At 38.2% G+C, this 26,973-nt stretch carries 26 protein-coding genes; 11 read left to right on the top strand and 15 right to left on the bottom strand.

Annotated elements, in window-relative coordinates; translation table 11 throughout:
• The first annotated feature begins 11 nt into the window (after window positions 1-11).
• From rsxG to ABN256_RS00930, 5 genes are all read left to right on the top strand, one after another.
• Window positions 12-638, top strand: coding sequence for an electron transport complex subunit RsxG (gene rsxG / locus ABN256_RS00950; protein WP_196553101.1), 627 nt, complete (start codon window positions 12-14; stop codon window positions 636-638).
• A 1-nt stretch (window position 639) separates the two neighbouring features.
• Window positions 640-1,344 carry an electron transport complex subunit E gene (locus ABN256_RS00945; protein ID WP_036937069.1) on the top strand — a complete coding sequence of 235 codons (705 nt, stop codon included), beginning with the start codon at window positions 640-642 and terminating at the stop codon, window positions 1,342-1,344.
• A 12-nt stretch (window positions 1,345-1,356) separates the two neighbouring features.
• Window positions 1,357-1,995, top strand: coding sequence for an endonuclease III (gene nth / locus ABN256_RS00940; protein ID WP_109408768.1), 639 nt, complete (start codon window positions 1,357-1,359; stop codon window positions 1,993-1,995).
• A 113-nt stretch (window positions 1,996-2,108) separates the two neighbouring features.
• A complete protein-coding gene (locus tag ABN256_RS00935; RefSeq protein WP_349438933.1) occupies window positions 2,109-4,055 on the top strand; it encodes an exoribonuclease II in 1,947 nt (648 codons plus the stop codon).
• A gap of 185 nt (window positions 4,056-4,240) precedes the next feature.
• Entirely contained in the window at window positions 4,241-4,789 is a 549-nt protein-coding gene (locus ABN256_RS00930) for an RNA 2'-phosphotransferase (RefSeq protein ID WP_196553103.1), read from the top strand.
• Window positions 4,790-4,861: 72 nt separating this feature from the next.
• On the opposite strand, the gene ABN256_RS00925 is transcribed toward ABN256_RS00930, so the two are convergent.
• The 6 genes from ABN256_RS00925 to pgpB form a co-directional block, all read right to left on the bottom strand.
• Window positions 4,862-5,272: a hypothetical protein gene (locus tag ABN256_RS00925; protein ID WP_349438932.1), complete on the bottom strand. Its 411-nt coding sequence runs from the start codon at window positions 5,270-5,272 to the stop codon at window positions 4,862-4,864.
• Between the two features lie 101 nt (window positions 5,273-5,373).
• Window positions 5,374-5,697, bottom strand: a complete 324-nt coding sequence (yciH, locus tag ABN256_RS00920; RefSeq protein ID WP_072068012.1) for a stress response translation initiation inhibitor YciH — start codon at window positions 5,695-5,697, stop codon at window positions 5,374-5,376.
• 78 nt (window positions 5,698-5,775) lie between these two features.
• Window positions 5,776-6,504, bottom strand: coding sequence for an orotidine-5'-phosphate decarboxylase (pyrF, locus tag ABN256_RS00915; RefSeq protein WP_349438930.1), 729 nt, complete (start codon window positions 6,502-6,504; stop codon window positions 5,776-5,778).
• Window positions 6,505-6,549: 45 nt separating this feature from the next.
• Window positions 6,550-7,719 (bottom strand): lipopolysaccharide assembly protein LapB, encoded by a 1,170-nt coding sequence (gene lapB, locus ABN256_RS00910; RefSeq protein ID WP_196553106.1) that lies wholly within the window; start codon window positions 7,717-7,719, stop codon window positions 6,550-6,552.
• A gap of 12 nt (window positions 7,720-7,731) precedes the next feature.
• Window positions 7,732-8,049 carry a LapA family protein gene (locus ABN256_RS00905; RefSeq protein ID WP_072068009.1) on the bottom strand — a complete coding sequence of 106 codons (318 nt, stop codon included), beginning with the start codon at window positions 8,047-8,049 and terminating at the stop codon, window positions 7,732-7,734.
• A gap of 159 nt (window positions 8,050-8,208) precedes the next feature.
• Window positions 8,209-8,928, bottom strand: coding sequence for a phosphatidylglycerophosphatase B (pgpB, locus tag ABN256_RS00900; RefSeq protein WP_164526288.1), 720 nt, complete (start codon window positions 8,926-8,928; stop codon window positions 8,209-8,211).
• A gap of 265 nt (window positions 8,929-9,193) precedes the next feature.
• Here pgpB and ribA point away from each other — a divergent pair, with 265 nt between their 5' ends.
• Both ribA and nlpA read left to right on the top strand, forming a co-directional pair.
• The gene (ribA, locus tag ABN256_RS00895) at window positions 9,194-9,793 is read left to right on the top strand and encodes a GTP cyclohydrolase II (RefSeq protein ID WP_072068007.1); all 600 of its coding nucleotides are present in this window, start codon (window positions 9,194-9,196) and stop codon (window positions 9,791-9,793) included.
• A gap of 246 nt (window positions 9,794-10,039) precedes the next feature.
• Window positions 10,040-10,855 (top strand): lipoprotein NlpA, encoded by an 816-nt coding sequence (nlpA, locus tag ABN256_RS00890; RefSeq protein ID WP_196553108.1) that lies wholly within the window; start codon window positions 10,040-10,042, stop codon window positions 10,853-10,855.
• Between the two features lie 107 nt (window positions 10,856-10,962).
• Here the strand turns inward: nlpA and acnA are convergent, their stop codons facing one another.
• On the bottom strand, window positions 10,963-13,635 hold the full coding sequence (gene acnA, locus ABN256_RS00885) for an aconitate hydratase AcnA (RefSeq protein WP_196553109.1): 2,673 nt from the start codon (window positions 13,633-13,635) through the stop codon (window positions 10,963-10,965).
• Window positions 13,636-13,857: 222 nt separating this feature from the next.
• On the opposite strand from acnA, the gene ABN256_RS00880 reads away from it, so the two are divergent.
• On the top strand, window positions 13,858-14,688 hold the full coding sequence (locus tag ABN256_RS00880) for an Evf family palmitoylated virulence factor (protein ID WP_349438929.1): 831 nt from the start codon (window positions 13,858-13,860) through the stop codon (window positions 14,686-14,688).
• A gap of 60 nt (window positions 14,689-14,748) precedes the next feature.
• On the opposite strand, the gene cysB is transcribed toward ABN256_RS00880, so the two are convergent.
• The 3 genes from cysB to topA form a co-directional block, all read right to left on the bottom strand.
• Window positions 14,749-15,723: an HTH-type transcriptional regulator CysB gene (cysB, locus tag ABN256_RS00875; protein WP_072068003.1), complete on the bottom strand. Its 975-nt coding sequence runs from the start codon at window positions 15,721-15,723 to the stop codon at window positions 14,749-14,751.
• Window positions 15,724-15,961: 238 nt separating this feature from the next.
• Window positions 15,962-16,486, bottom strand: coding sequence for a superoxide dismutase [Cu-Zn] SodC (gene sodC / locus ABN256_RS00870; protein ID WP_349438927.1), 525 nt, complete (start codon window positions 16,484-16,486; stop codon window positions 15,962-15,964).
• A gap of 157 nt (window positions 16,487-16,643) precedes the next feature.
• Window positions 16,644-19,241 (bottom strand): type I DNA topoisomerase, encoded by a 2,598-nt coding sequence (topA, locus tag ABN256_RS00865; protein ID WP_349438925.1) that lies wholly within the window; start codon window positions 19,239-19,241, stop codon window positions 16,644-16,646.
• Window positions 19,242-19,548: 307 nt separating this feature from the next.
• Between topA and ABN256_RS00860 the strand changes: the two genes are divergently transcribed.
• Window positions 19,549-19,797 carry a YciN family protein gene (locus ABN256_RS00860; RefSeq protein ID WP_072068001.1) on the top strand — a complete coding sequence of 83 codons (249 nt, stop codon included), beginning with the start codon at window positions 19,549-19,551 and terminating at the stop codon, window positions 19,795-19,797.
• Between the two features lie 480 nt (window positions 19,798-20,277).
• Here ABN256_RS00860 and sohB read toward each other — a convergent pair whose 3' ends face one another.
• Window positions 20,278-21,324, bottom strand: a complete 1,047-nt coding sequence (gene sohB / locus ABN256_RS00855) for a protease SohB (protein WP_349438923.1) — start codon at window positions 21,322-21,324, stop codon at window positions 20,278-20,280.
• Window positions 21,325-21,537: 213 nt separating this feature from the next.
• Here sohB and ABN256_RS00850 point away from each other — a divergent pair, with 213 nt between their 5' ends.
• Together ABN256_RS00850 and cobO are read left to right on the top strand one after the other, a co-directional pair.
• A complete protein-coding gene (locus tag ABN256_RS00850; protein ID WP_176694681.1) occupies window positions 21,538-22,299 on the top strand; it encodes a YciK family oxidoreductase in 762 nt (253 codons plus the stop codon).
• 19 nt (window positions 22,300-22,318) lie between these two features.
• Window positions 22,319-22,909 (top strand): cob(I)yrinic acid a,c-diamide adenosyltransferase, encoded by a 591-nt coding sequence (cobO, locus tag ABN256_RS00845; protein WP_349438921.1) that lies wholly within the window; start codon window positions 22,319-22,321, stop codon window positions 22,907-22,909.
• Between the two features lie 27 nt (window positions 22,910-22,936).
• Here cobO and ABN256_RS00840 read toward each other — a convergent pair whose 3' ends face one another.
• The 4 genes from ABN256_RS00840 to rnm form a co-directional block, all read right to left on the bottom strand.
• Complete coding sequence (locus ABN256_RS00840) at window positions 22,937-23,887, bottom strand: hypothetical protein (RefSeq protein WP_196553114.1); 951 nt, start codon at window positions 23,885-23,887, stop codon at window positions 22,937-22,939.
• Between the two features lie 176 nt (window positions 23,888-24,063).
• Complete coding sequence (gene rluB, locus ABN256_RS00835; protein WP_036937111.1) at window positions 24,064-24,987, bottom strand: 23S rRNA pseudouridine(2605) synthase RluB; 924 nt, start codon at window positions 24,985-24,987, stop codon at window positions 24,064-24,066.
• Window positions 24,988-25,388: 401 nt separating this feature from the next.
• Window positions 25,389-26,009, bottom strand: a complete 621-nt coding sequence (locus tag ABN256_RS00830; protein WP_072067997.1) for an L-threonylcarbamoyladenylate synthase — start codon at window positions 26,007-26,009, stop codon at window positions 25,389-25,391.
• 24 nt (window positions 26,010-26,033) lie between these two features.
• On the bottom strand, window positions 26,034-26,894 hold the full coding sequence (gene rnm, locus ABN256_RS00825; RefSeq protein ID WP_072067996.1) for an RNase RNM: 861 nt from the start codon (window positions 26,892-26,894) through the stop codon (window positions 26,034-26,036).
• Between the last annotated feature and the right edge of the window lie 79 nt (window positions 26,895-26,973).

The following is a 26,973-nucleotide window of genomic DNA, read 5'->3' as shown; positions in this document are numbered from 1 at the left end:
AGGAGAAAATGATGATCGAGATCTTAAAACGTCATGGGCTAACATTAGCTGTCTTTGCGGCTTGTACAACAGGTTTAACCGCTGTGGTATACCACTTAACCGCAGACACCATTGCAGAGCAAGTGGCTATAGAAAAACAAAGATTATTGGATCAGGTGATCCCCAAAACAATGTATGACAATGAGCTTTCTAAAGATTGTTATCTACTTACGGCACCTGAATTGGGGAATTCAAAACCTCATAAACTTTATGTAGCGCGTTTAGAAGGTAAACCTGTTGCAGCAGCCTTAGAATCTACTGCACCAGATGGCTATTCAGGTGCAATTGAACTTCTTGTTGGCGCTGACTTTAAAGGTAACGTTCTAGGTGTTCGTGTAACTGCACATAACGAAACTCCTGGTCTGGGTGATAAGATTGAAACGCGCATCTCCGATTGGATCACAACACTGAGCCATAAATTCATTTCCAGTGAAAACGATCCACATTGGGCGGTAAAAAAAGATGGTGGCGATTTTGATCAATTTACAGGTGCGACGATCACCCCCCGTGCTGTCGTTAACTCATCAAAACGCACAGCATGGCTAATACAATCATTACCAGAGAAGCTAGAAACGCTCTCTGTCTGTGAGGCGAATTAATATGAACTCCATTAAAACGCTCTTTGCTCAAGGGTTATGGACAAACAACTCAGCTCTAGTGCAATTACTTGGCCTATGCCCTTTACTTGCGGTTTCTTCTACAGCAACTAACGCGCTAGGCTTAGGACTTGCGACAACATTAGTGCTATTTTGCACTAATGTGGCAGTTTCAAGTTTACGTCGTTGGGTTCCTTCTGAAATTCGTATCCCAATTTATGTTATGATAATCGCGTCTGTCGTCAGTGCTGTGCAATTACTGATCAACGCATACGCCTATGGTTTATACCAATCGTTGGGGATCTTTATTCCATTAATAGTCACCAACTGTATTGTTATTGGCCGTGCTGAAGCCTTCGCCGCTAAAAATGAAGTCTTTCCTTCTGCCATTGATGGGTTAGCAATGGGATTAGGGGCAACAGCCGCACTCTTTGTGTTAGGCGCGATCCGTGAAATTTTAGGTAACGGAACATTATTTGACGGTGCAGATTTACTGTTAGGTGAATGGGCTCAAGTATTAAGAATCGAAATAGTTCATTTAGATTCACCCTTCTTACTTGCCATTTTACCGCCAGGTGCTTTTATCGGTTTAGGCTTTATGTTAGCGGGAAAATACCTTATCGATGAAAGACAGAAAAAGCGCAGCGCTTCGACAATGAAAACTTATGAAAAAGAGCAAGGCTGTGGTAGTCATATCGTTAAAAATTAATTTGTGAGCATAATGAATCAAGCAAAACGTATTGAAATTCTAACTCGGTTGCGTGATAACAATCCGCAACCTACGACAGAGCTAAAATTTGACTCTCCGTTTGAACTATTGATCTCCGTGTTACTCTCTGCACAAGCGACCGATGTGAGTGTCAATAAAGCAACCGCTAAGCTTTATCCAGTTGCCAACACACCACAAGCTATCCTGAATTTAGGAGTGGATGGACTTAAAAAATACATTAAAACCATTGGCCTATATAATACCAAAGCTGAAAATGTGATTAAGACCTGTCAAATTTTGGTGGATAAACATCACAGTGAGGTTCCTGAAAACAGAGAAGCCCTTGAAGCTTTGCCAGGTGTTGGTCGCAAAACTGCAAATGTTGTTTTAAACACCGCATTTGGCTGGCCAACAATTGCTGTCGATACACATATCTTTAGAGTGAGTAATCGTACAGGTTTTGCCCCCGGCAAGAATGTCAATGAAGTTGAGCAAAAACTCTTAAAGGTTGTTCCGGCAGAATTTAAAGTTGATTGCCATCACTGGCTTATTCTTCATGGTCGTTATACCTGTATTGCACGAAAACCACGGTGTGGCTCTTGTATTATTGAAGACCTGTGTGAATTTAAAGAAAAAACAGATCCTGAATAAAAATTTGCCGATTTGTCTGTTTTTCTGATGCAATATTACTTGCGTCGCTACGCACAATCGAATAAAACTATTGCCCACTTTTATTATTAAAACTGCCGACTTTCCGGAAAAATATGTTTCAAGACAATCCGCTGCTTGCACAGCTAAAACAGCAACTCCATGCCCAAACACCGCGCGTGGAAGGCCTTGTAAAGGGAACAGATAAAGGCTTTGGCTTCCTTGAAGTTGATGGTCAGAAAAGCTATTTTATTCCCCCTCCGCAAATGAAAAAAGTGATGCACGGCGACCGTGTAATTGCCGCTGTTCATACCAATAACGACAAAGAATCAGTTGAACCTGAAGAATTAGTTGAGCCCTTTTTAACTCGTTTTGTCGGCCGTATTCAGAAAAAAGAAGGTGATAACCGTCTGTGGATAATACCAGACCATCCTCTACTAAAAGATGCTATTCCTTGCCGACCAGCCCAAAGCTTAACCCATAGTTTTGTCGATCAAGATTGGGCTGTTGCGGTCATGCGTCGTCATCCACTGAATAAAGGTGATAAAGGTTTTCAGGCAGAAATTACCGACTATATTACAGATAAAGACGATCACTTCGCCCCTTGGTGGGTAACCCTAATGCGCCATCAACTTGAGCGCGATGCACCAGAAATGGGCAACGAAGCACTTACATTACATGATGCGTTACCTCGTGAAGATCTGACTTCTCTCTCCTTTGTCACTATTGATAGCGCATCAACAGAAGACATGGATGACGCACTCTTTATTCGTAAAGAAGAGAATGGTCAATTAACGCTCTTTATCGCTATTGCCGATCCTACGGCTTATATTCTGCCAAATAGTGAATTAGATAAAATTGCGGCACAACGCGCACTAACTAACTATCTGCCGGGCTTTAATATCCCAATGTTGCCTCGTGAGCTATCTGATAACATCTGCTCATTACGCCCTAATGAAAAGCGCCCAGCACTAGTTTGCCAAGTCAGCATTGCACAAGATGGTGCATTACATGAAGATATTCACTTCTATTCAGCATGGGTAGAATCAAAAGCTAAACTGGTTTATGACCATATTTCAGATTGGTTAGAAGGCGGTAACAGCGATTGGAAACCAGAGAATGACATCGTTCATGAACAAGTAATGTTATTAAAAGAGATGTGTGAAAAACGTCATGAATGGCGTGAAAAACATGCACTGGTCTTTAAAGAACGCCCTGATTACCGCTTTATTCTCGATGAAGGCGGTAATGTATTAGATATCGTGGCTGAAAATCGTCGTATTGCAAATCGTATTGTCGAAGAAGCAATGATCACTGCCAATATCTGCGCAGCTAAAGTATTAGCGAAAAACTTAGGCTTTGGTGTCTATAACGTTCACACTGGTTTTGATCCACTTTATATCGATCAAGTTGTACAAACTTTAAAAGATAATGGCATTGAAACCACTTCTGAAAGTTTGTTAACCCTTGAGGGTTTCTGCCAATTACGCCGTGAACTCGATAACCAACCGAATCAATTTCTTGATAGTCGTATTCGTCGTTATCAAAACTTTGCTGAAATCAAATCAGAGCCAGGTCCACACTTTGGTTTAGGGCTAGAAGCATATGCAACATGGACATCACCGATCCGTAAATACAGTGATATTTTAAACCATCGTTTACTGAAAGCGATTATCAGTAAAGAACCTGCTGAAAAACCTCAGGAAGAAGATGGTATTCGCATTGCAGAACGTCGCCGTGCTAATCGTATGGCTGAAAGAGATGTAGGTGATTGGTTATATGCGCGTTTCTTAAAACCTTTTGCGGGTACTGAAACGTCATTTAACGCTGAAATTATCGATATTACGCGTGGTGGTATTCGTGTTCGGTTAGTTGAAAATGGCGCAGTAGCCTTTATTCCAGCTCCTTTCTTACATGCTGTACGTGATGAAATTCAATGCAGTCAAGAAACGGGTACAGTGATTGTGAAAGGTGAAAGTGCTTATAAACTCAATGATATCATTCCTGTTCGCATCGAAGATGTAAAACTTGAAACACGTAATATTGTTGCTCGCCCTATCTAATTAGTCTGTAGTCGGTATACAATAAAACTGATGGTTCATTTTGAGCCATCAGTTTTTTTATACCTCTTATCTTTGCTAGAAATAACACTAGAAATTTAAAGGGAATAAAAAGGAATATTTTTATGGTATTAAGGAAATAAAATACTCACACCATAAATTTAGTAAATCACAAATGGATTGAATTAATGAAAGATAAAGTACAAATTAGTCGCTTTTTAAGCTATATATTGCGACACGCTCCTGAAAGTATCGGTTTATCACTTGATGATCAAGGATGGGGTGAAATATCACAATTGATCTTGTTAGCGCAGAAAAAAGGCACACCACTAACCATTGAAATTATTAACCATGTGGTTAAAACGAATGATAAAAAACGTTTCGCTATTTCAGAAGATGGGCTTTTTATTCGTGCCGTTCAAGGACACTCTCTTAAGACTACCGTTGATTACCAAGCTATTACTCCTCCTAAAATACTTTATCACGGCACAGCAACTCGCTTTATCGACAGTATTTTTAATCAAGGTTTAATACCTAATGGTCGCCAATATGTTCATTTATCACAAGATCACAAAACAGCCGTGAATGTCGGCAATCGTCATGGAAAAGCTGTTGTTTTAATTGTTGATAGTGAAAAAATGTTTAGTGACGGTTTTGAATTTTATCAGGCTGATAATGGCGTATGGTTAACACTTTCCGTGCCTGTGAAATATCTAAAAATCGAAGAGAAAGAATAAAATGAAATATAAACAATTAGGTGACGTTGTCACCTATAATCTTGCTTATGCTGTTCTCTATTTGACTAATACTTAATCAGGATGACCAGTAATGGTTATTTTAGTACCCTTCTGATCTTCTTCTAACAACATTTCGGTAAAACCACCTGCAAACTGCTGTTCTATTATTAATTTTTTCGGGTTTTCCCAATTATAGTCAACAGAGACTGCATCATTTGGGTACTCTTTTTGGGCGTTATTATTCACTTTAATGACTTTTTCAAGATAAGCTTCATCGTGTTCATTCACATATTTTTTATACGCATCAGTGATTGAAAACCCCGCATAAATACAGTTGGTTATTGCCCCATGCTCGTAGACTTCATCCATTGTCTGCTCTGGTGAAGAACAATATTTATCATGAACAATCACTTTATCCATTTTACTTTCTGCCAAAAGCACAGAAGAATACAGCAATGTTACGATCATCAAATACGCTTTCATAAAATACCTTTAAAAAGACAGCTATTAATGGCAATAAAAAATGCGCTAATCTCAACAGAAAATCAGCGCATCATTATTCATTCCGTTGCTAGCTAACTAAATCAGCCACCAGCCAGTTTAACTTTCATTCCTTTGGCTTCTAATAGCGATTTAATTAAATCGCGTTTATCACCTTGGATCTCAATTAAACCGTCTTTTACACTACCACCACAGCCACATTTTTTCTTCAGTTCAGCAGCAAGCTTGGCCAGCTCAGCATCATCCAGATCGATACCTGAAACAACACAAACACCTTTACCTTTGCGCCCACTAGTTTGACGCTGAATACGCACAATGCCATCACCGACAGGACGTACAGGCTTTTGTTCTTCTTCTTTAATGCGACCCGCATCTGTGGAATAAACCAAACGAGAGTTATTATCCATGTTAATTACATACCTTGTATATATTCGTCATACTTTTAAGATCCAGTGCATTGCCAACTTAGCTAAACCTTGAATTATTTAGAGTATAGAACGATTAATTTGTTGTAATGTTTCAAGAGGATTATCACTACGTGTAATAGGACGTCCAATCACCATATAATCAACGCCTGCAGCAATGGCTTGTTCTGGTGTCATTACTCGACGCTGATCACCGACATCACTCCCTGCTGGGCGAATACCTGGTGTCACTAATAAGAAATCATCACCACAAACTTGTTTAAAACGTGTAGCTTCATGTGCAGAGCAAACAACACCATCAAGACCACAAGATTTTGCCAGCAATGCCAAGCGCTCCGCTTGTTCTGCTGGTGTTAATGTTATACCCAATTCAATCAGATCAGATTTATCCATACTTGTTAACACCGTTACGGCTGTTAAAAGTGGTGCGTCTTTGCCATAGGATGTAAGGCTCTCTTTAGCTGCACGCATCATGCGACTGCCTCCACTAGCATGTACGTTCACCATCCATACGCCTAAATCAGCTGCGGCTGCAACGGCTCTTGCAACTGTATTTGGAATATCATGAAATTTTAGATCCAAGAAAATATCAAAACCGTCTTTTTGTAACTGTGTGACAAATTGAGGTCCAAAACGGGTAAACATCTCTTTACCTATTTTTAAACGGCAAGATGAGGGATCGATACGTTGTGCAAAATCTAATGCACTTTTTTGATCTTCATAGTCTAATGCCACAATAACGGGCGCACAGGTGAACTCGGGCGATTTTTTATCACAATGAAATGACATTTTAGGGCCTTTATTTATAAAGAGACTATTAAAAAAGTGACATCGTCACTGACCATCTAAACCGCGAATAGGTTTAACGGTATCCCATGAACGACAGGATGGACAATGCCAATATAATGCATGAGAGGTAAAACCACATTTATGACAACGATAATCTGGTTTGGTACGAATTTGTTCACCAACCATATAACGCAATAAGATAAGACTTTCTTTAGCACGACCTTCTTCTGCTTCAGCTAAATGGTAACGCATTAAGCGATAGAAAAGTCGCATTGTAGGATGGCGTTCTAATTGTCGATTAATATAAAGCTGAGCGGCTTCAATACCTTCTTTGGCTTCAATAATATCCGCAAGGTAAAGTTCAGCAATTGCACCGCTATTACTATCAACACATTGGCGTAAATACGCCTCCCAACGAGAATTATCTTCTTGTGTCTGGAAACATTCAAAAAGCATAGGCAGTGTTTCACTCACCATTTCTTTATCTTGCTCGATAACTTTCATCAGCACTTCAATGGCTTTTTGTTTCTCATCACGAGCAATATAAATACGTCCATACATAATTGAAACACGAGCACAGAGAGGATCTGCTTGGCCTGCTTTTTGTAGAAAATTAAGTGCACTATCAAGATTATCACTACTCATTTCTTGAAGTGCCAACTCACAGTAAAAATGTGATATTTGTTCTTTTAATTCATGCTGACCTAATTTTACTAATTTTTCAGCTGTTTCGATGGCTTTGCTCCAATCGCTAGTTAACTGGTAAATAGCCAGCAAAGATTGTAACGCACTTTGGCGAAACTCTTGCTCATCAATAAGTTGCTGAAACATATTTTCAGCTCGATCGTAAACACCCGCAGCAACATAGTCACGGCCAAGTTGTTGAACAGCAAGGAGGCGTTGCTCAAAAGAAAGCGCCGCACTTTCCATTAAGGATTGGTGAATACGAATTGCGCGTTCAACTTCACCACGAGAGCGGAAAAGATTGCCTAACGTAAGATGTGCTTCAAAAGCAGAACTATCTTCTTTAAGCATTTCAAGGAAGAGATCAACTGCTTTATCTTGTTGATCTGAAAGTAAGAAGTTAACACCTGCCACGTATTCTCGTGACAGGCGATCAGCATTCTGCTGTTTATCCTGTTGAGCGCCACGACGCCCCATATACCAGCCGTAAGCTGCCGCGACAGGTAGTAACAGAAACAGCAATTCTAGCATCAGCTATCGTCCTTATTTCGTAGCAGAAGCAACCGTTGGGCGACTTTCTTGACTTTCTTGTTTGGTTTGAGCACTTTCAAGACGTTTAATCTTACGTTTTGCTCGGCCTAATGATAAACGGGCGCGCAAATAGAAAACACCACTTACAATCCAACCAAGAATAAAGCCTACACCAAACAGTGTGGCTAACAAGGTAGAAATACGATATTCACCTTGAGCAATAAGGTAATTGAATGTGACTACCTGATCGTTATTTGAGCCTAAAGTCATGGCAATGACCACGATGGCAAAAACAAGAATAACCAAAATAAAAAGTAGGACTTTTTTCACATTATTTCCTTTTTTATTCTCTTTTCTTTAGTGGACAGATAAAGGTAGCATTTTCACTGCGCACAAAGAAAGTCATTTCTTAGAATCAACTGATTTTCGTATATTTTTTCACATAAATACTGAAAAAGACATTCTGTATCTCAAAAATAAGGGCTATCGTCAGGATTTGAGTAATAAACGTCGCTCAATCACCTTAAATGCACACCAAACCAGCACAGTACTAATAAGAATACCTACAATCACATCGGATGCCCAGTGCATTCCCAACACAATACGCCCTACAGTGACATCGATTCCCCATAATAACCCGAGTGTTGCCAAAAAATAATGACGGCACAACATAAAAAGGACAAAAACAAACAAGGCGAGTGTTGCTGCAAATAAGCTATGCCCTGATGGAAAAGCATAACCGGTTTCCGCTTTCCAATGTTTAAGTTGCCATCCTGGGATCACAGGAGAATTTGCCAATCCATTTTGGAGCAATTGTTCCCGCTCTGATCTTGAAACTTGATAAAATTCCTCTGATGTAATGTGTAAATTGCTACTGACCCAAATAACATAAGGACGAGGTTCTTTGACTGTATTTTTAACTGCAACCTTAATTAATTGCCCAACGGCTAAGGTCGCAATAATTATCACGGCTAATTGAATAAAGTTATTACGTTTTAATTTTAAAGCCATAAACAGTAATACTAAAAACACAATAACACTAATGGCTCCCCAAGGTTTAGCTGCACTGTCTGCTATCCACAATGTGCTTATTCCCCCTAAAGGATGGTCAGTCGGTTGCCATTGCCAACCCAGCATTAACACTACACTAGGTATGCTCAAGAGCAATATACTGCCTAATAAAATTAATATTGTTATCTTCTTATTCAAATATCTACCCTTCTCAAATACAAATACTGTCTTTCGTTTATCTTTGAAGTTTATCAGTATAAACGATGCTCGTTTAGCAATAAATCATTATGCACTAAGGCTCAAAATCTGATAATTTGTGGTGGTGTGAATTTATAAGTGTGTGTTAACCCATTTCCTTGCCTATCAGACATGGAAACATTTCAGTGTTTTATTTCTCTTTGTTCTCGTTATAAAGTGTATAATCTTGAACGAGAGTTTCACCTGAAATTATGAGTCAAAAATAATGAAATTAAGACGTATCGCAGAAGCAAAACTACCTACTCCTTTTGGTGAGTTTTTAATGGTCGGTTTTGAAGAAATCGCAACAGGTAAAGATCACGTCGCCCTAGTCTATGGCGATATCTCAGGCTCAGAACCTGTATTATCTCGTATTCATTCAGAATGCTTAACGGGTGATGCCTTATTTAGTTTGCGTTGTGATTGTGGCTTCCAACTTGAAGCTGCACTTTCACAAATAAGCAAAGCAGGCCGTGGTGTCTTACTTTATCATCGCCAAGAAGGCCGGAATATTGGTTTACTGAATAAAATAAGAGCTTACGCATTACAAGATAAAGGATTAGATACCGTTGAAGCAAACCTCGAATTAGGTTTTAAAGCTGACGAACGCGATTTTACCCTTTGTGCTGACATGTATAATCTATTAGGTGTTCATGAAGTGCGGTTATTAACCAATAATCCGAAAAAAATTGAAATCATGAAAACCGCAGGCATTAATGTTATCGAGCGAGTTCCTTTGATTGTCGGGCGTAATCCAAGTAATGCTCATTATCTTGATACTAAAGCCGATAAAATGGGCCATCTTTTATTTAAGAAAGCGCAATAATAAAGTAACAGCACAGCATTAATTATTTTCAAATCCGAGTCTAAGTTGCTCGGATTTTCTATTTATTCCTTTTATTCTATTACTTTATAAATTAATTCTTTATCTATTTTTCTTTTCTTACATCTGATTTTACACCTTTTTTATCATTAAATTATATCATGTGAAAATTTATCATATGCGATTTCATTGACTCTCTATCGGTTCCTAAGTTATTTATTAATAAATAAATTTTGATAGGAATGCATTATGCCATTACATTTTTCTGGTAGGATTTTCAGCGCGCTATTATTAGTAGGAACATTATTAACAGGATGTGATAATAACGATAAAAACAGCTATTCAATCAAAGTTGGTGTGATCAATGGTGCTGAACAAGATGTGGCTGAAATTGCCAAAAAAGTGGCTAAAGAAAAATATGGCTTAGAGGTTGAGTTAGTAGGTTTTAGTGGCTCATTATTACCAAATGATCCCACAGCGAATAAAGAATTAGATGCTAATGTTTTTCAACATCGTCCTTTTCTTGCTCAAGATAATCAATCTCGTGGTTATAATTTAGTGGCTGTGGGCAATACCTTTGTTTTCCCTATGGCTGGCTATTCAACAAAAATTAAACACCCTTCTGAGTTAAAGTCTGGTGACACCATTGCAGTTCCTAACGATCCAACCAATTTGGGCCGAGCTTTACTGTTATTAGATAAAGAAAAACTTATCACATTAAAACCAAATAGTGGCTTATTACCTACGGCTATTGATATTATTGATAATCCTCTTAAATTAAAAATTATGGAGCTAGAAGGCGCACAATTACCACGAGTGTTAAACGATCCTAAAGTCACCGTTGCCATTATTAGCACCACCTACATCCAACAAATTAATTTATCTCCGACAAAAGACAGTATTTTTATTGAAGATAAAAACTCACCTTACACCAATATTATTGTGGCAAGAGAAGATAATAAAGACGCTGATAATGTACGTGATTTTATCAAAGCTTATCAATCTCCCGAAGTTGCAACAGCCGCCGAAACCATTTTTAATGGTGGCGCAGTTCAAGGTTGGTAAAATTTATTAGCTTTTCTTATGACATACTCCACTTAAACTACCTAAACAAACGCCTCATTAAACTTTTATAATGAGGCGTTTGTTTTTAGATTAAACCGTAAAACGAATTACAGCATATTACGAATAACATAATGTAATATGCCACCGTGTTGGAAATAAGCGAGTTCGGTTTGTGTATCAATACGGCAACGCGCCATAATAGTTTCAGTGCGATTATCCGCAAAAGTAATATTAACCGCGACATCTTGGCCTGGTGTTAATGCATTAAGTCCGGTGATCTCAATTTTCTCATCACCTTTTAAGCCTAATGTTTGACGTGTAACACCTGCGGGGAATTCTAACGGTAAAACACCCATACCAATCAAGTTAGAACGATGAATACGCTCAAAAGAGCCCGCAATCACGACACGAACACCTAATAAACGCGTTCCTTTTGCTGCCCAGTCACGGCTAGAGCCTGAACCATACTCACTCCCTGCAATGATCGCCAGTGGGGTGTTTTCTTGCTGATAACGCATTGCAGCATCATAAATTGCTAACGTTTCCCCTGTTGGAATATGTTTGGTAAAACCACCTTCAATTCCCGGAACCATTTCATTACGAATACGAATATTGGCAAAGGTGCCTCGCATCATAACTTCATGATTACCACGTCGAGAGCCGTAGGAGTTAAAATCTTTCGGTTCTACCCCATGTTCACGCAAATAACGCCCTGCGGGACTATCGGCTTTAATGTTTCCAGCAGGTGAAATATGGTCAGTTGTTACCGAATCACCTAAAATTGCCAAGATACTGGCTTGATGAATATCATTAATTGGTGCTGGCGTTTTCGTCATTCCTTTAAAGAAAGGTGGATGACGAATATAAGTAGAATCTGCCTGCCAAGTATAAACTGGCGTATTTTGTGTTTTCAGTGATTTCCATGTTTCATCTCCCTCAAACACCGCAGAGTACTCTTTATGGAACATCTCCGTTTTCACTTTTTCAACAGCATCCGCAATAGCCTTACTGTCAGGCCAAATATCTTTTAAGTAAACAGGGTTACCCTGCTTATCTTTACCTAAAGGCTCTTTAGTAAGATCGATACTCATATTTCCTGACAATGCATAAGCAACCACTAGCGGAGGCGAAGCTAACCAGTTGGTTTTCACTAATGGATGGATACGACCTTCAAAGTTACGATTACCTGATAATACCGCTGCAATAGTTAAATCATTGTCTTTAATTGCGCTTTCAATTGGCGCTAATAAAGGCCCTGAATTACCAATACAAGTAGTACAACCGTAACCCACAAGATTAAAACCTAACTCATCAAGATAAGGCGTTAATCCCGCTAAATTAAGGTAATCTGTGACGACTTTAGAGCCGGGTGCTAAAGAGGATTTAACCCAAGGCTTACGTTGCAATCCTTTTTCTACTGCATTTTTAGCCAGTAACCCCGCAGCCATTAAGACATTTGGATTTGAAGTATTTGTACAGGATGTGATTGCGGCAATAACGACAGCGCCATCAGTGAGTTTAAATTCAGGATAATTATCAATTTTTACTTCAGGAAAGTGTGAAAGTGGTTTCTTGTTTGTTTCAAGCTCCACTGCCGCTTTAAATGCATTAGGAACACTTGCTAAATTTACTCTATCTTGAGGACGTTTAGGTCCAGCTAGGCTTGCTTCAACGGTTCCCATATCAAGAGATAATGTAGAGGTGAAGATAGGCTCATCACCTGTATGACGCCATAAACCTTGTTCTTTACTATAAGCTTCAACTAAAGCAATTTCTTGCTCTTCTCGCCCAGTTAAACGCAAATAATCAAGCGTAATATTGTCTATTGGGAAAAAGCCACATGTTGCTCCGTATTCTGGCGACATATTAGCTATTGTTGCCCGATCAGCTAAAGGTAATGAGGCTAAACCATCTCCGTAAAACTCAACAAATTTTCCTACTACACCGTGGGCTCGTAACATTTGGGTGACAGTAAGCACAAGATCTGTTGCTGTAATACCTTCTCGCAGTTTGCCTGTCAGTTTAAAACCAACAACATCAGGAATAAGCATTGAAATAGGCTGACCTAACATTGCTGCTTCAGCTTCAATACCTCCAACCCCCCAACCTAAAACACCGAGGCCATTAATCATGGTTGTGTGAGAATCTGTTCCTACTAAGGTATCTGGATAAGCTACATAGCGACCATCTTTTTCTTCAGACCAGATAGCTTTACCTAAATACTCAAGGTTTACCTGATGGCAAATCCCTGTTCCTGGTGGCACAACACGAAAACGCTCAAATGATTGCTGCCCCCAACGCAAGAAAAGGTAACGTTCATAATTGCGTTCCATTTCTATTTCAACGTTTTCAGCAAATGCATTTTTACTTGCGTATTCATCAACCATCACAGAGTGATCGATAACTAAATCAACGGGCGACAATGGATTAACCTTTTCCACCTGTCCGCCCAATGATTTTACTGCTTCTCGCATTGCGGCTAAGTCAACAACAGCAGGCACACCGGTAAAATCCTGCATTAAAACCCTTGCTGGTCGATAAGCTATTTCACGAGATGCATGAGCAGTTTTTTGCCAATCAACTAACGCCTTAATATCATCTTCAACTACCGTATCATTGTCGAGATAACGTACTAAATTTTCTAACAGTACCTTCAGAGATTTAGGAAGACGGGTAATATCACCTAATTGACGAGCAACTTCAGTAAGGCGGTAATACTCATATTCACGTGATCCAACTAAGAGCGTGGAATGACTCTCTTTTTTCAAGTGTAACGACATAGCTCCTCCTTCTTATTTTTATACTGACAGCATGTTTAAACCATCAAAATAGGTAAGGTTATCTATTAAACATATCATATAACTTATAATTTGGCTTAAGGATCACACAATTTGTTAACGTAATGTTATGGCCGTCATAGTGTTAATAAATTTTAGTCTCAAGGTTTTCATCTAATTAGGATTTAATAACGGAGGTATAACAACTGTGAAAGGATAAAATTTATGAATAATAAACAATCTGAGTTACTAAAGAATATAATGAGTGCCGATCATTACTTTGCTGAACCTATCACGCCCCCTTTTCCGCAAACTTTATCGATAAACTCATTACATTCTCAAAATCTAAAAGATACTGAAGGCTTGGTGCAATTTATTATCGCCTCACCAAAATTGTTTGAAGAATTTGAAATAGAAAAAATGTTAAAACTTAAAAATATTCAAATTGGACTTATTTCTATCATAGCGAACCATCTTGCCGCATTAAAAAAGGAAGACAACGAAGCCTATTATCGTCCTGAACATTGGTTAGAGACGCTGAATCATCTTCCTCTTTTAGGACAAAATAAGGTGGAAACAAAAAATCTCCACAAACAGACATTTGATCTTTCGGTTGCTCAAGCTTTTATTCAGTTATTACTCGGTACAGCGATTAATGCCACCTCACCTGCTTTAAGTGAGTTTATTGATTTTTTACGTACTCAAGGCCAAAAAATAGAAATTGGATTACGACAATCATTAGATAGTTATCAAACAATAACCGTTGCAGGAGTGACCGAGATCCTTAATCATAACAACCACCTTATTTTTGTACCTAAGTTAAAAATCCTGAGCTTACGTTTTTCATATCAATCAGCAAAAATGCTCCTTGCCAGTTGTATTGGACGTAAATTTACTGTGTCTTTAGAGTACAGCACGATCACCTCTATCTTTGATGCTAATGCACTGGATGATCCGGAAATTAATCAACAGTTTTATGATTTTTTAAATAAATATCGTCAACTAAGAATTACAAAATCAGACGCTTTTTTTAGTGGGGATTTTTATTTGAAATAAGTTATGCGGGGTTAAGATTGATGATTACGCTTGAAGGCGGGAATTACCCGCCTTTCAGTATTAAACTAATGGCAATTCAATATCTTTAAATAGCTCTTCAATTTCTTCATGTGTTCGCAATGTAACTGCTTGTTCAATTAAATTACGAGTTAGATGTGGGGCAAAACGCCACATAAAATCATACATATAACCACGTAAGAAACCACTGCGACGGAACGCAATTTTCGTTGTGCTGTAGCTAAACTTATCGCGCATATCAATCGCCACTAAATCACTGTCTAGCACAGGATCAAACGCCATACTAGCAATTACACCAATACCTAAATGCAATCTTACATACGTTTTAATGACATCAGCATCTGTTGCAGTGAAAACAATTTTAGGTTTTAAACCTACTTGGCCAAAAGCATCATCAAGATCAGAACGCCCTGTAAAACCTTGGGTATAAGTCACGATGTCGTAACCAGCAAGCTCTTTCAGTGTGACTTCTCTTTTTTGTGCCAAAGGATGATCTTTAGGAACCACCACAATACGATTCCATCGATAACAAGGTAGCATCACTAAATCGTTATAAAGATGCAGTGACTCTGTCGCAATAGCGAAATCACTTTTACCTCTGCAAACATCTTCAGCTATTTGTGTTGGTGAACCTTGATTCATATGTAATGAAACATCAGGATAACGCTCAATAAAGCCTTTTATCACAGGTGGCAATACATAACGAGCTTGAGTATGTGTTGTTGCAATAGACAGTGAGCCTCTATCCGGATAAGTATGTTCCCCTGCTGCAGAGCGAATGGCTTCTGTTTTTGACAAGATTTCTCTAGACAGCCTAACAATCTCTTCACCTGCGGGTGTTACATGCGTTAAATGTTTACCACTACGAGAAAATATTTGTATACCTAATTCATCTTCTAACATACGGATCTGCTTACTTATCCCCGGTTGAGATGTATACAAACGCTCTGCCGTGGTTGATACATTTAAATCGTTATTCACCACTTCAACGATATAACGCAACTGTTGTAATTTCATAGAGAGGCTATCCCTTCAACAAAAGACTTATTATTCCGTTATTCTATTTATATTCATATAACTAAAAAGAATAATAAAGATGTAATATATAACCACTATATCACTTATTTCATTTCGGTCTAACGTAATTAATAGGGTTATTTAGGTTTTGTTATATCGAATGGTTATAAGCTATAAATAAGCATAAAAAAAGCTGACTAAATGTCAGCTTTTATTCTAGAACAATAATGGCTTTAAATTATTTAATTACACCGCATGCCATTCTTGCACCACCACCGCCAAGCGCTTCTGGATTATCCGAATAGTTATCACCACCGACATGCACCATTATGGCTTTATCTTTCACTTGCTCAAGTTTAGTTAATTTTGGCGCTAATACTGCGTAATCAGCAACACCTTTATCATTAACAACCAATCCAGGTAAATCACCTAAGTGCCCTTCATTATTATAAGGCCCCAAATGAACCCCCGTTTTTTCAGGATCTAAATGACCACCCGCTTTTAAAGCAGGAACCGGTTTACCCTCTTTCATATCTGGCTCACAAGAGCCATTAGCATGAATATGAAAACCATGCACACCGGGGGTTAATCCTGTCAATTTTGGCGTAAATAACAGCCCATAATCGGTTTCTGTGATGGTAACAACACCAATATCGTTACCTGCACCTGTAGGAAGCGCTTCTTTCAACGTGACATCTAATGTGGCTGCACTCGCCACTGAGGTGAAGAGTAAACTAGAGAGTAACAAAGGCATCAGTTTCATAGTATCTCCGTCTTATTATTAGCAAAGTAAAATATCAGACAAATAGAAATTAACCACTTATACTGTTTCAATGTACATTAATTAGCATATCTTCTTCATACAAAAAAAGCGACTAACTCTCATTAGTCGCTTTTTTATTTATCGAGTGATACCAATGTTATTTGGTTTTTTCAACCCATTTACCATCGATATAAAACGCAGACCAACCCGTTGCTTTGCCATCTTTTTCAGAAGAAACATATTGTTGTTTAGTTTTACGACTAAACCGCACAATAGTTGGATTTCCTTCTGGATCAGCCACAGGCGCTTCAGCTAAATAACGCATTTTCTCTGCTAATCTGTCTTTAAAGCGAACCAATTCTTCTACTTTTGGTGCGCGCGTTTCTCTTGATTTAGGGAAGGTATTTGCGGCTAAGAATACACCCGCAGCACCATCACGTAAGACAAAATACGCATCAGATTTTTCACACGGCAACTCAGGAAGCGGTACAGGATCTTCCTTCGGTGGCGCAATTTCACCACTTTTTAAGATTTTACGGGTATTTTTACATTCATCATTGGTGCAACCCATGTATTTACCAAAACGCCCCATTTTCAGATGCATTTCAGAGCCACATTTATCACACTCTATGACAGGCCCTTCGTAACCTTTTAAGCGGAATTCACCCTCTTCGACTTCATAACCATCACATGCCGGATTATTACCACAAACATGTAATTTACGATGCGTGTCAATCAGATAGCTGTCCATTGCAGTACCACATTTCGGACAACGACGACGTGCACGTAATGCGTTAGTTTCTGCATCTTCCCCTTCAAGAATATTCAATAATTCATCTTCAGGGATAAGGTTAATAGTCTGTTTACAACGTTCTTTTGGTGGCAATGCGTAACCTGAGCAACCTAAGAACACCCCCGTTGTTGCCGTTCGAATTCCCATATGACGAGAACATGTCGGACATTCAATTGAGGTAATAACCATTGGGTTTGGTCGCATTCCGCCTTCTTCAGGATCTTTTTCAGCCACTTCGAGTTGCTGACTAAAATCTGAGAAAAACGCATCTAATACCGCTTTCCAATTTTCTTCATTATTCGCAACATGGTCGAGGTGATCTTCCATTTGCGCAGTGAAATCGTAATTCATTAAATCGCTAAAATTCTCTTCTAAGCGATCAGTAACAATTTCACCCATTTTTTCTGCATAAAAACGGCGATTTTCAACTTTTACATAACCACGATCTTGAATAGTGGAAATAATAGACGCATAAGTTGAAGGACGACCAATACCGCGTTTTTCTAATTCTTTAACTAACGTAGCTTCACTAAAACGTGCTGGTGGCTTAGTAAAGTGTTGAGTTGGTTCTAATTCAACTAAAGCAAGTTTTGCGCCAACATCAACAGCCGGCAACGTCTTATCTTCATCTTTATTACGCATTGCTGGCATCACTTTCGTCCAACCTGCAAAACGTAGAGTACGACCTTTAGCACGTAATTTATAATCACCTGATTCGACTGTTAATGTCGTTGAATCATATTTTGCTGGTGTCATTTGACACGCCACAAATTGGTTCCAAATTAGTTGATATAATCGTTTGGCATCGTTATCCATATCTTTTAAAGATTCTGCGATAACGTTGATATCCGAAGGACGAATAGCTTCGTGCGCTTCTTGCGAATTTTCTTTGCTCGAATAAACATTTGGCTCTTTCGGCAAATACTTAGCACCAAATTGCTCACTGATATAATCACGCGCCATTTGAATTGCATCCTGACTTAAGTTAGTCGAGTCAGTACGCATATAGGTAATATAACCAGCTTCATAAAGGCGTTGAGCTAGCATCATTGTCTTTTTCACACCAAAACTTAAACGCGTACTTGCCGCTTGTTGTAAAGTTGATGTGATAAGTGGTGCACTTGGTTTGCTTGATGTTGGTCTATCTTCACGATCTTTTACTGTGAAGGTTGCATTTTTTAATACATTAACCGCAACCTGTGTTTCATCAGATGAAACAGGATTGAAGGCTTTATCATTATAATGCGTGACTTCCATACGCAATGGTTGTTCATCAGGTGTTAATAATGATGCGTGTAACTGCCAATATTCTTCAGGAACAAAGGCTTTAATCTCACGCTCACGTTCAACCAATAGACGAACAGCGACAGATTGCACTCGACCCGCAGATAATCCACGAGCGACTTTTTTCCAAAGTAAAGGTGAAACCATATAGCCCACAACACGATCCATAAAACGACGTGCTTGTTGCGCGTTAACGCGGTCTATATTTAACTCACCTGGAGTTTGGAAAGCTTGTGTAATAGCATTTTTCGTGATTTCGTTAAAAACCACTCGACTAAATCTTTCATCATCACCGCCGATAACTTCGCGCAAATGCCACGCGATAGCTTCTCCTTCGCGGTCAAGGTCCGTTGCGAGATAGACATGATCAGCTTTATCAGCCAATGCTTTTAGTTCAGCCACAACCTTTTCTTTGCCGGGTAGAATTTGATAGTTCGCATTCCATCCGTTATAGGGATCGATTCCCATACGGCTGACTAAGGCTGATTTCTCATCCTTTTTAACTTTTTTCACGCCTTTCGTGGCGGATGAGTTTTCGCTCTTCTGGCTGCCAGAACCACTCTTGGGCAAATCACGAATGTGACCCACGCTAGATTTAACTACGTAGTCATTGCCAAGATATTTATTGATCGTTTTGGCTTTTGCCGGGGACTCCACGATTACAAGAGCTTTACCCATAATTACCTTTACCTAATTAAACTTTGTTATGACGGTATTGTTTAATACCCTCAACTAAAAAAATGTTTAAAATCTCTTTTTTATATTGCGTTAGTTTTGCAATATATCAACCTGTTTTTATTCAAAGCTTTTGTTTGAGCTCAAAACTCATTACTTTTTTTGAGGTATTTTAATCACCTCACTGCTTTGATCGGGCAACGGGCAAATTATATTTGCTACATATAGCGTAGCTAAGCTTTTAAAAATGCCACACTCTACCTGATAAAAAGTGAGGCGCAACAAATTATTTTTCTAAGGAGCACAAATTATGTCAACACAAACTACACCGATTACAACAGAGATGCTACTTGAAAAAGCGAATAAAATCATATGTGAACATGAAGATTATTTACAAGGTATGCATGCAGATTCTGTTGAACAAAAAGGTAATGTCCTCGTATTTAAAGGCGAATTTTTTTTAGATGAGCAAGGTTTACCTACAGCAAAAAGCACTGCGGCTTTTAATATGTTTAAGCATTTAGCACATGTGTTATCAGATAAGTATCATTTAGAATAATCGCCGTTAGGATTATTTCACACTTAATCTCACTATCGAGAAAGAGACGTTACTTGCCAGTTATTGCTTTTTCAAAAAAATAACTGGCATAAAAAATCACATACAAAGAATAAAAATGCAAAAAAGGAAGGCGATTTATTGTTTTCTGATGTTTATGATTATACCTACCTATTAATATAATCAGTAATATCAATTATTTTTATTTTGTTTTTACCGCTATATTGGCACCTCCTAGAAAGAGGAAATATTTACCCTGTTGTTGTTAAGCAATATCAATTATTTCTTTGATTGCCAGTGAATACTTCACTGGCTTTTTTTTGCCTTATTGCAATACGATTTGCCAATAAGACATCAAAATAGCGGTTTGAAAAATTCAAGAAGTGTTGATAAACAAGAAGGGAAAATAACAGCGATACCAAGCTTTAAGTTTTAAATTCTCGGTATCGCTAAATAAAGCTTAATCTTGTGTACTCGTTTGGGTTATAGCAATGGTTTTTTACTTCTTTGAACCCAGCGCATCATCAATTTATCAACGCTTTCCATTGCACCCCCCGTAACACGTTCAACCATTTTCTTTTTAAGAACATATTGAACAGAAAAGACTTCATAGTCGTTAATGTGATTAATTAACCAGTCATCACTCACACCAACTTCATCAATTAAGCCTTTATTCAATGCTTCTGTGCCGTACCAATATTCTCCAGTCGCGACACTATCAATATCAAGTTGAGGGCGGTATTTATGTACAAAAGATTTAAATAACAAGTGTGTTTCATTTAAATCTTGTTTAAATTTCTCACGACCTTCTTCTGTGTTTTCACCCAACAAAGTTAATGTACGTTTATATTCACCAGCAGTATGTAACTCAACATCAATATCATTTTTCTTAAGCAATCGGTGAATGTTAGGGATTTGAGCAACGACACCAATTGAGCCAATAATCGCAAAAGGTGCTGCGACGATTTTATCAGCCACACAGGCCATCATATATCCACCACTTGCGGCGACTTTATCGACAACCGCAGTAAGTTTAATGCCTTTTTCTTTTAAACGTGTTAATTGCGCAGCAGCTAGCCCATATCCATGAACCATGCCACCTGGGCTTTCTAAACGGAGTAAAACTTCATCACTGGTTTGGGCAACAGAAAGAATGGCACTGATCTCTTCACGTAATGCACCTACTTCATGCGCATCCATACTACCATTGAAATCAAGAACATATAAACAAGGTTTTACAACGCCTTTCTTACCTTCTTTCGCATTGTTTTTACTTTGTTTATTTTCTTTTTTCTGCTGTTTTTTAAACGCTTTGTACCAGACCTTTAATTCAGCATCATCCATTCTCGCTTGTTGCATTACCCGCTGTTTTTCTTCATAAGCTTCAGCAAGATCTGTCACTTTTAACGTGCCTTTTCGATTTTGCTTCTTATTTCCAATAACGATAAAAAACAACACAATAGCGATAATAGCCACGACAACCGTGGCGATCTCTGCTAAAAACAGTCCATATTGTAAAATATACTCCACAAAGACCTCTTTTTAAGGTTAATAACACTGACTAAAACCAATATGCCTAGTTTAACGAAATTCTGCTTTAGCGCTAGTCACAAAGGCATAATTATGGGCGATACCATAAAGAAAATAGCCATAAATTGTAAACAAAAAACTAGACTAAACTGGTCGCTAGACAAATAAGACGTTACACTTTATTTACTTTTTACTAGACAGGACATCAATATGTTGCAATATCAACCGGATCATAGCGTGCTAAAAGATAAAATTATTCTAGTAACTGGTGCTGGTGATGGCATAGGAAAAGAAGCCGCACTAACTTATGCGCAATATGGCGCAACACTTATCTTATTAGGCCGTACTTTATCAAAACTTGAAGATGTTCAAGAAGAAATCATTACATCAGGAGGACAACAACCAATGTTGTATCCCCTTGATTTACTTACAGCAACTGAAAATGATTTTCAGCAATTTGCTGATACGCTTGTTAAACGCTTTCCTCACCTTGATGGTGTGCTACAAAATGCAGGTCTGCTAGGTGTTGTTGAACCAATCATTAATCAACCAAGTAACCTTTGGCATGATGTTATGCAAGTTAACGTCAACGCGACATTCATGCTGACTAAAGCACTGTTACCTTTAATGCTAAAAGCCCCTCATGCAAGTCTTATTCTCACCACATCCAGCGTCGGGCGCCAAGGTCGTTACGGTTGGGGCGCTTATTCTGTTTCCAAATTCGCAACAGAAGGCTTTATGCAGGTACTCAATGAAGAATATAACGATAGCACCTTACGAATTAACTGCATTAATCCTGGTGGCACTCGTACCGCAATGAGAGCCAGTGCGTTTCCTGATGAAAATGCACAAAAGCTAAAAACACCTAAAGACTTAATGCCGTTATATCTCTACTTGATGAGTGATGACAGCATCGATGTAAAAGGACAATCTTTAGATGCCCAACCAGGTCGCAAAGCCGGCCCTGCTGAATAACATAAACTCGAGGTCAAAAATGAATGATGCACAACACCAAAAACGCCAACAACGTTTAAAAGAGAAAGTAGATACCCGAATTGAGCAAGCTCAAAGAGAACAAGGTATTTTGATGATATTTACAGGTAATGGTAAAGGTAAAACGACGGCAGCGATGGGCACAGCGACACGTGCTGTTGGTCATCAAAAAAAAGTCGGTGTTGTGCAATTTATTAAAGGAACATGGGAGAACGGTGAACGTAATTTATTAGAACAATTTGGTGTGCCTTTTTATGTCATGGAGACAGGCTTTACTTGGGAAACTCAAGATAAAAGTACTGATACAACTGCTTGCTTAAATACATGGCAATATGCACTCAAACTGCTTAACAACCCAGAGTATGATTTAGTTATCCTTGATGAAATTACCTATATGATTAGCTTTAACTATTTACCATTAGATGAGGTTATTTCAGCGATTAGCTCTCGCCCTGCGCACCAAAACATTATTATTACAGGGAGAGGCTGCCATAGAAAATTAATTGAGTTAGCTGATACGGTGACAGAAATGCGTCCTGTCAAACATGCTTTTGATAGTGGGATAAAAGCACAACAAGGCATAGATTGGTAACTCTGAGTAACAAGCGCAATCTAAACATTACATAAGAATGGGCTCTCCTAAAATACCCGCACCAAATATGCGTCCATTTTTTTTAATAAAATCTAAATACATCTCTCTATCAACAAAAATATGTCTTCTTATTTGTTGATCATAGAGTATTGCCATCTTCATAATATGTTTATGATACTCATCATAAAATAATATTCTTTCAGTAGAGTTTCTCGATGTTAAATATTTTTTAACTATTTCGTGGATACTTATTGCCTCTTTCATTAAGTTTTCATCACTGAAACTAAAGTTAGCTTCTAACGGAGATAAACTATCTGTTCGTGTATTATTTTCATCGATCCAGTTAAATTGGTTTTCTGCTTTATATTGGGTTAATAAATCACGCTCTGAATAAAATTTAATACCATAGGGAAACTTAATAATATATTGATGGAAATCATTTTTTGTAAAACATTTGGTCAACACATTTACTTTTTCATTACCTTCCCAATCAGATAAATAAGTAGGTAATGATTCATCGATTGGAATATCACAATTAAATATATTATTATCAATAAAGAGAGAATCTGAGCTATTTATCGCACCTCTTAAAAGTATACCATTTACCCATACAGTACGCTCCTCTATGTGCATCTCTTCAGATGGAGTATATTCTTGTTTAAATAATGCTGTAAAACTATAATATATATCCCTATTAGGATTAATTATGCCGCCCCGATTTCCCGGATAAACCATAAATATACTTTGTTTGCCTTGCCCATCAACAAGTACATGTTCACCATTATTTAGTTTGATTTTTTTTACTTCACCTTTTCCCATTACAAATTTAATATTATCAATTTTAAACTCTAAAAGTTCTAATTGGTTATTACTGATGTAGAAAACACCATTTTGCTTTTCTCTTATTGCGGGATAATCACACCCCGTGACTAAAGAGGTTATATATAATGCTGCTATCAAATAAAAATAACGATACATATTATTTTGAATACCTTATCGTTAAATATCAATTTATATCGTGGAAACAATATAACTATCATAGATATATTTATAATAAAAATAAAGTCATCAAAAAAGAGGCTCCCAATGTTTATTGGTTGCCTCTTAATGAAAAATGATATTTTAATTTAAATTAATAAATAATTATTCGAAAACTACTTATTATTTCCAGCTGACTGACGACGACTTGACGCTCTTTTTGCAGGTGACGTAGAGGTACGAGCTGATATTTTAGTATGACGCTTAACCGCACGACGAATTTGATTTGCTTTAATTCGACGTTGGTCTTTTTCTACCGCCACTTTTGTTACTGTCTCATCATTTAATTCAACCAGTTGACGCAAGTAGTTAATCTGCTCTAATCCAAGTTCTACCCAACCACCGCGTGGTAAGCCTTTAGGTAAATCAATATCACCATAGCGAACACGAATAAGACGACTTACTTGAACACCAACAGCTTCCCACATACGGCGAACTTCGCGGTTACGGCCTTCTGTCAGTGAAACGTTGTACCATTGGTTAATCCCTTCACCACCACGATAAGAAACAGAGCGAAATGATGCTGGGCCATCTTCTAATTGCACACCACGAGTTAATTGACGAATTTTAGCGTCATCAATTTCACCGAAAACACGAACTGCATATTCACGTTCAACCTCACGGCTTGGGTGCATTAAACGGTTAGCTAATTCACCATCTGTTGTAAATAACAATAATCCACTGGTATTCACATCAAGACGACCAACAGCGATCCAGCGAGCACTGTTAAGACGAGGAAGACGTTGGAAAACGGTAGGACGGCCTTGTGGGTCACTACGAGTGCACAGTTCACCTTCAGGTTTGTAATACGCTAACACTCGACAAACATCTTTTTGGGCTTCGCGAATATTTAAAATACGACCATCTAAGCGGATTTTTGCTGTTGTGGTGACATCAATACGATCACCTAATTTTGCTTTTGTACCATCAATGCTGATACGTCCTTCTTGAAGGTAACCCTCAATCTCACGACGAGAGCCGTGGCCAGAACGAGCCAGAATTTTTTGTAATTTTTCAGTACGTTGCGATTTATCGCTCATGAAACAACCTCATGTGTCGCCTTCACAGGCGTCATAAAAATAGAATTAATTTTTAAAAAATCAATTAAGTAAAAAATAACCCATGTTTATTAAATTCACTCATAAACATAGGCTTATTGATTCAATAGTGAACAATGTTGATGCTTTTCACATCAACATTGTGATAAATAGTCTCGATAAAATAGCATGACGGTTTTACTTCTTTTTGTTATGTATAGTAGCGTTTCAACGAAAACGCTCATTGACATAACCGATGTTAAAAACAAACACCGTGATTTTTATCGCAATGTATAAATTTAACACAAGCGGTAAATCCCTTCACCTTTTATCTCTTTATCTCACGATAAATTTCTTTATTATGCGTCTATCGGATCGATATTTAGTTTAATCGGCCAAATCATTTACTGAAATGGAGTAATATCTCCAGTGCCTTCTCGGATTATCACCGGGCTATCTTCTGTTAAATCAATGACTGTTGTAGGCTTTTGACCTAAATAGCCACCATGGATCACTAAATCCACTTGTTTGCTTAATAAATCGTTGATTTCTTCAGGATCAGACTCTGCAAAATCATTACCTGGTAAAATCAGACTAGTTGACATCAATGGCTCACCAATATTTTCTAACAATGCTAATGCAATAGGATTAGAAGGAACACGTAAACCAATCGTCTTACGTTTATCATTCATCAAACGTTTTGGTACATCTTTAGTCGCTTTTAAGATAAAGGTGTAATTACCTGGAGTGTTATTTTTTATTAATCGAAATACCACGTTATCAACATAAGCGTAATTAGCGATTTCTGATAGATCGCGACACATCAGTGTGAAATTATGGTTTTTATCTAATTGACGAATACGACAAATCCGCGTCATTGCATCTTTATTTTCTAAGCAACAGCCAATAGCATAGCCAGAATCTGTTGGATAAATCACCACTCCGCCTTTGCGTAAAATATCAGCACTTTGTTCAATTAAACGAGCCTGCGGATTATCAGGGTGAATATAAAAAAGTTGGCTCATACATCCCTCAACGAATATCTAATGTTACTCCTGCCATAGCGACCAAACTGGTTCAACGCCACCGGGTAACCATAAATTACGCCCCAACTCTATCCACGAGCAAGGACGATGAAAATCAGAACCTAACGAAGCTTTTAACTCATAAGATTGAGCTAATGCTGCGTGTTGTTCCCGTTCTTGTGGTGGTTGTTGGCATTGTGCCACTTCGATTGCATCACCACCTTGTTGTTTAAAATAAAGTGTTAATCGTTTTAACCATTTAGAAGATAGACCATATCGGCCCGGATGTGCTAACACTGCAACACCACCAGCAGCATGAATTGCTGTGACAGCGTCACCGATCGAGCACCATTGCGGGGGTACATAGCCCGTTTTTCCTTTCGCTAAATAACGTTTAAATACTTTATTAACTGAGGCAACATGTCCGTCATTCACTAAAAAGCGAGCAAAATGCCCTCTTGTTACTTGCCCACCATGCGCTAGCGCTTTAGCACCTTCAAAAGCATTGGCAATACCTGCTTTTTCTAATCGCTCACCTATCATTATCGCACGTGTTTCACGACATTGACTTTGTGATGAAAGGAGCGATTTCATCGCGTTATGGTCGATATCCATATTTAATCCAACAATATGGATTTCTATATTCTCCCACAAAGTCGATATTTCGACACCTGATATCAGAGTAAGAGGCAGATTTTTTTCTGTAATATAATGGTTAGCAGGTGCAATGGCCGCTGTTGTATCGTGATCCGTGATCGCTAAAACATTAATTTGACGCTCTATCGCTCTATCAACCAGTTCTTCTGGTGAAAGCTCGCCATCTGACGCGGTAGTGTGGCTGTGTAAATCATAAATCACTCTTAAATCAGATAGCCCTTCAGTCATCACGTCTCCCTTTTTACCTTAGCAAGATAATAATTTTTAAAGAGTATGCCATAAAGTACTTGACGAACCTAACGCAATC

Origin of the sequence: Proteus sp. fly-1008 (genome assembly GCF_040140305.1) — a bacterium.
Classification (GTDB): Bacteria; Pseudomonadota; Gammaproteobacteria; order Enterobacterales; family Enterobacteriaceae; genus Proteus; species Proteus vulgaris_B.
The sequence above is the reverse complement of the archived record's forward strand: the minus strand, read 5'-3'. Positions and strand labels throughout refer to the sequence as shown.

Bases quoted from the DNA above. Each gene is read 5' to 3' on its own strand.
- rsxG (WP_196553101.1), top strand. From the start codon at position 12: ATGATCGAGATCTTAAAACGTCATGGGCTAACATTAGCTGTCTTTGCG.
- ABN256_RS00945 (WP_036937069.1), top strand. From the start codon at position 640: ATGAACTCCATTAAAACGCTCTTTGCTCAAGGGTTATGGACAAACAAC.
- nth (WP_109408768.1), top strand. From the start codon at position 1,357: ATGAATCAAGCAAAACGTATTGAAATTCTAACTCGGTTGCGTGATAAC.
- ABN256_RS00935 (WP_349438933.1), top strand. From the start codon at position 2,109: ATGTTTCAAGACAATCCGCTGCTTGCACAGCTAAAACAGCAACTCCAT.
- ABN256_RS00930 (WP_196553103.1), top strand. From the start codon at position 4,241: ATGAAAGATAAAGTACAAATTAGTCGCTTTTTAAGCTATATATTGCGA.
- ABN256_RS00925 (WP_349438932.1), bottom strand. From the start codon at position 5,272: ATGAAAGCGTATTTGATGATCGTAACATTGCTGTATTCTTCTGTGCTT.
- yciH (WP_072068012.1), bottom strand. From the start codon at position 5,697: ATGGATAATAACTCTCGTTTGGTTTATTCCACAGATGCGGGTCGCATT.
- pyrF (WP_349438930.1), bottom strand. From the start codon at position 6,504: ATGTCATTTCATTGTGATAAAAAATCGCCCGAGTTCACCTGTGCGCCC.
- lapB (WP_196553106.1), bottom strand. From the start codon at position 7,719: ATGCTAGAATTGCTGTTTCTGTTACTACCTGTCGCGGCAGCTTACGGC.
- ribA (WP_072068007.1), top strand. From the start codon at position 9,194: ATGAAATTAAGACGTATCGCAGAAGCAAAACTACCTACTCCTTTTGGT.
- nlpA (WP_196553108.1), top strand. From the start codon at position 10,040: ATGCCATTACATTTTTCTGGTAGGATTTTCAGCGCGCTATTATTAGTA.
- acnA (WP_196553109.1), bottom strand. From the start codon at position 13,635: ATGTCGTTACACTTGAAAAAAGAGAGTCATTCCACGCTCTTAGTTGGA.
- ABN256_RS00880 (WP_349438929.1), top strand. From the start codon at position 13,858: ATGAATAATAAACAATCTGAGTTACTAAAGAATATAATGAGTGCCGAT.
- cysB (WP_072068003.1), bottom strand. From the start codon at position 15,723: ATGAAATTACAACAGTTGCGTTATATCGTTGAAGTGGTGAATAACGAT.
- sodC (WP_349438927.1), bottom strand. From the start codon at position 16,486: ATGAAACTGATGCCTTTGTTACTCTCTAGTTTACTCTTCACCTCAGTG.
- topA (WP_349438925.1), bottom strand. From the start codon at position 19,241: ATGGGTAAAGCTCTTGTAATCGTGGAGTCCCCGGCAAAAGCCAAAACG.
- ABN256_RS00860 (WP_072068001.1), top strand. From the start codon at position 19,549: ATGTCAACACAAACTACACCGATTACAACAGAGATGCTACTTGAAAAA.
- cobO (WP_349438921.1), top strand. From the start codon at position 22,319: ATGAATGATGCACAACACCAAAAACGCCAACAACGTTTAAAAGAGAAA.
- ABN256_RS00840 (WP_196553114.1), bottom strand. From the start codon at position 23,887: ATGTATCGTTATTTTTATTTGATAGCAGCATTATATATAACCTCTTTA.
- rluB (WP_036937111.1), bottom strand. From the start codon at position 24,987: ATGAGCGATAAATCGCAACGTACTGAAAAATTACAAAAAATTCTGGCT.
- ABN256_RS00830 (WP_072067997.1), bottom strand. From the start codon at position 26,009: ATGAGCCAACTTTTTTATATTCACCCTGATAATCCGCAGGCTCGTTTA.
- rnm (WP_072067996.1), bottom strand. From the start codon at position 26,894: ATGACTGAAGGGCTATCTGATTTAAGAGTGATTTATGATTTACACAGC.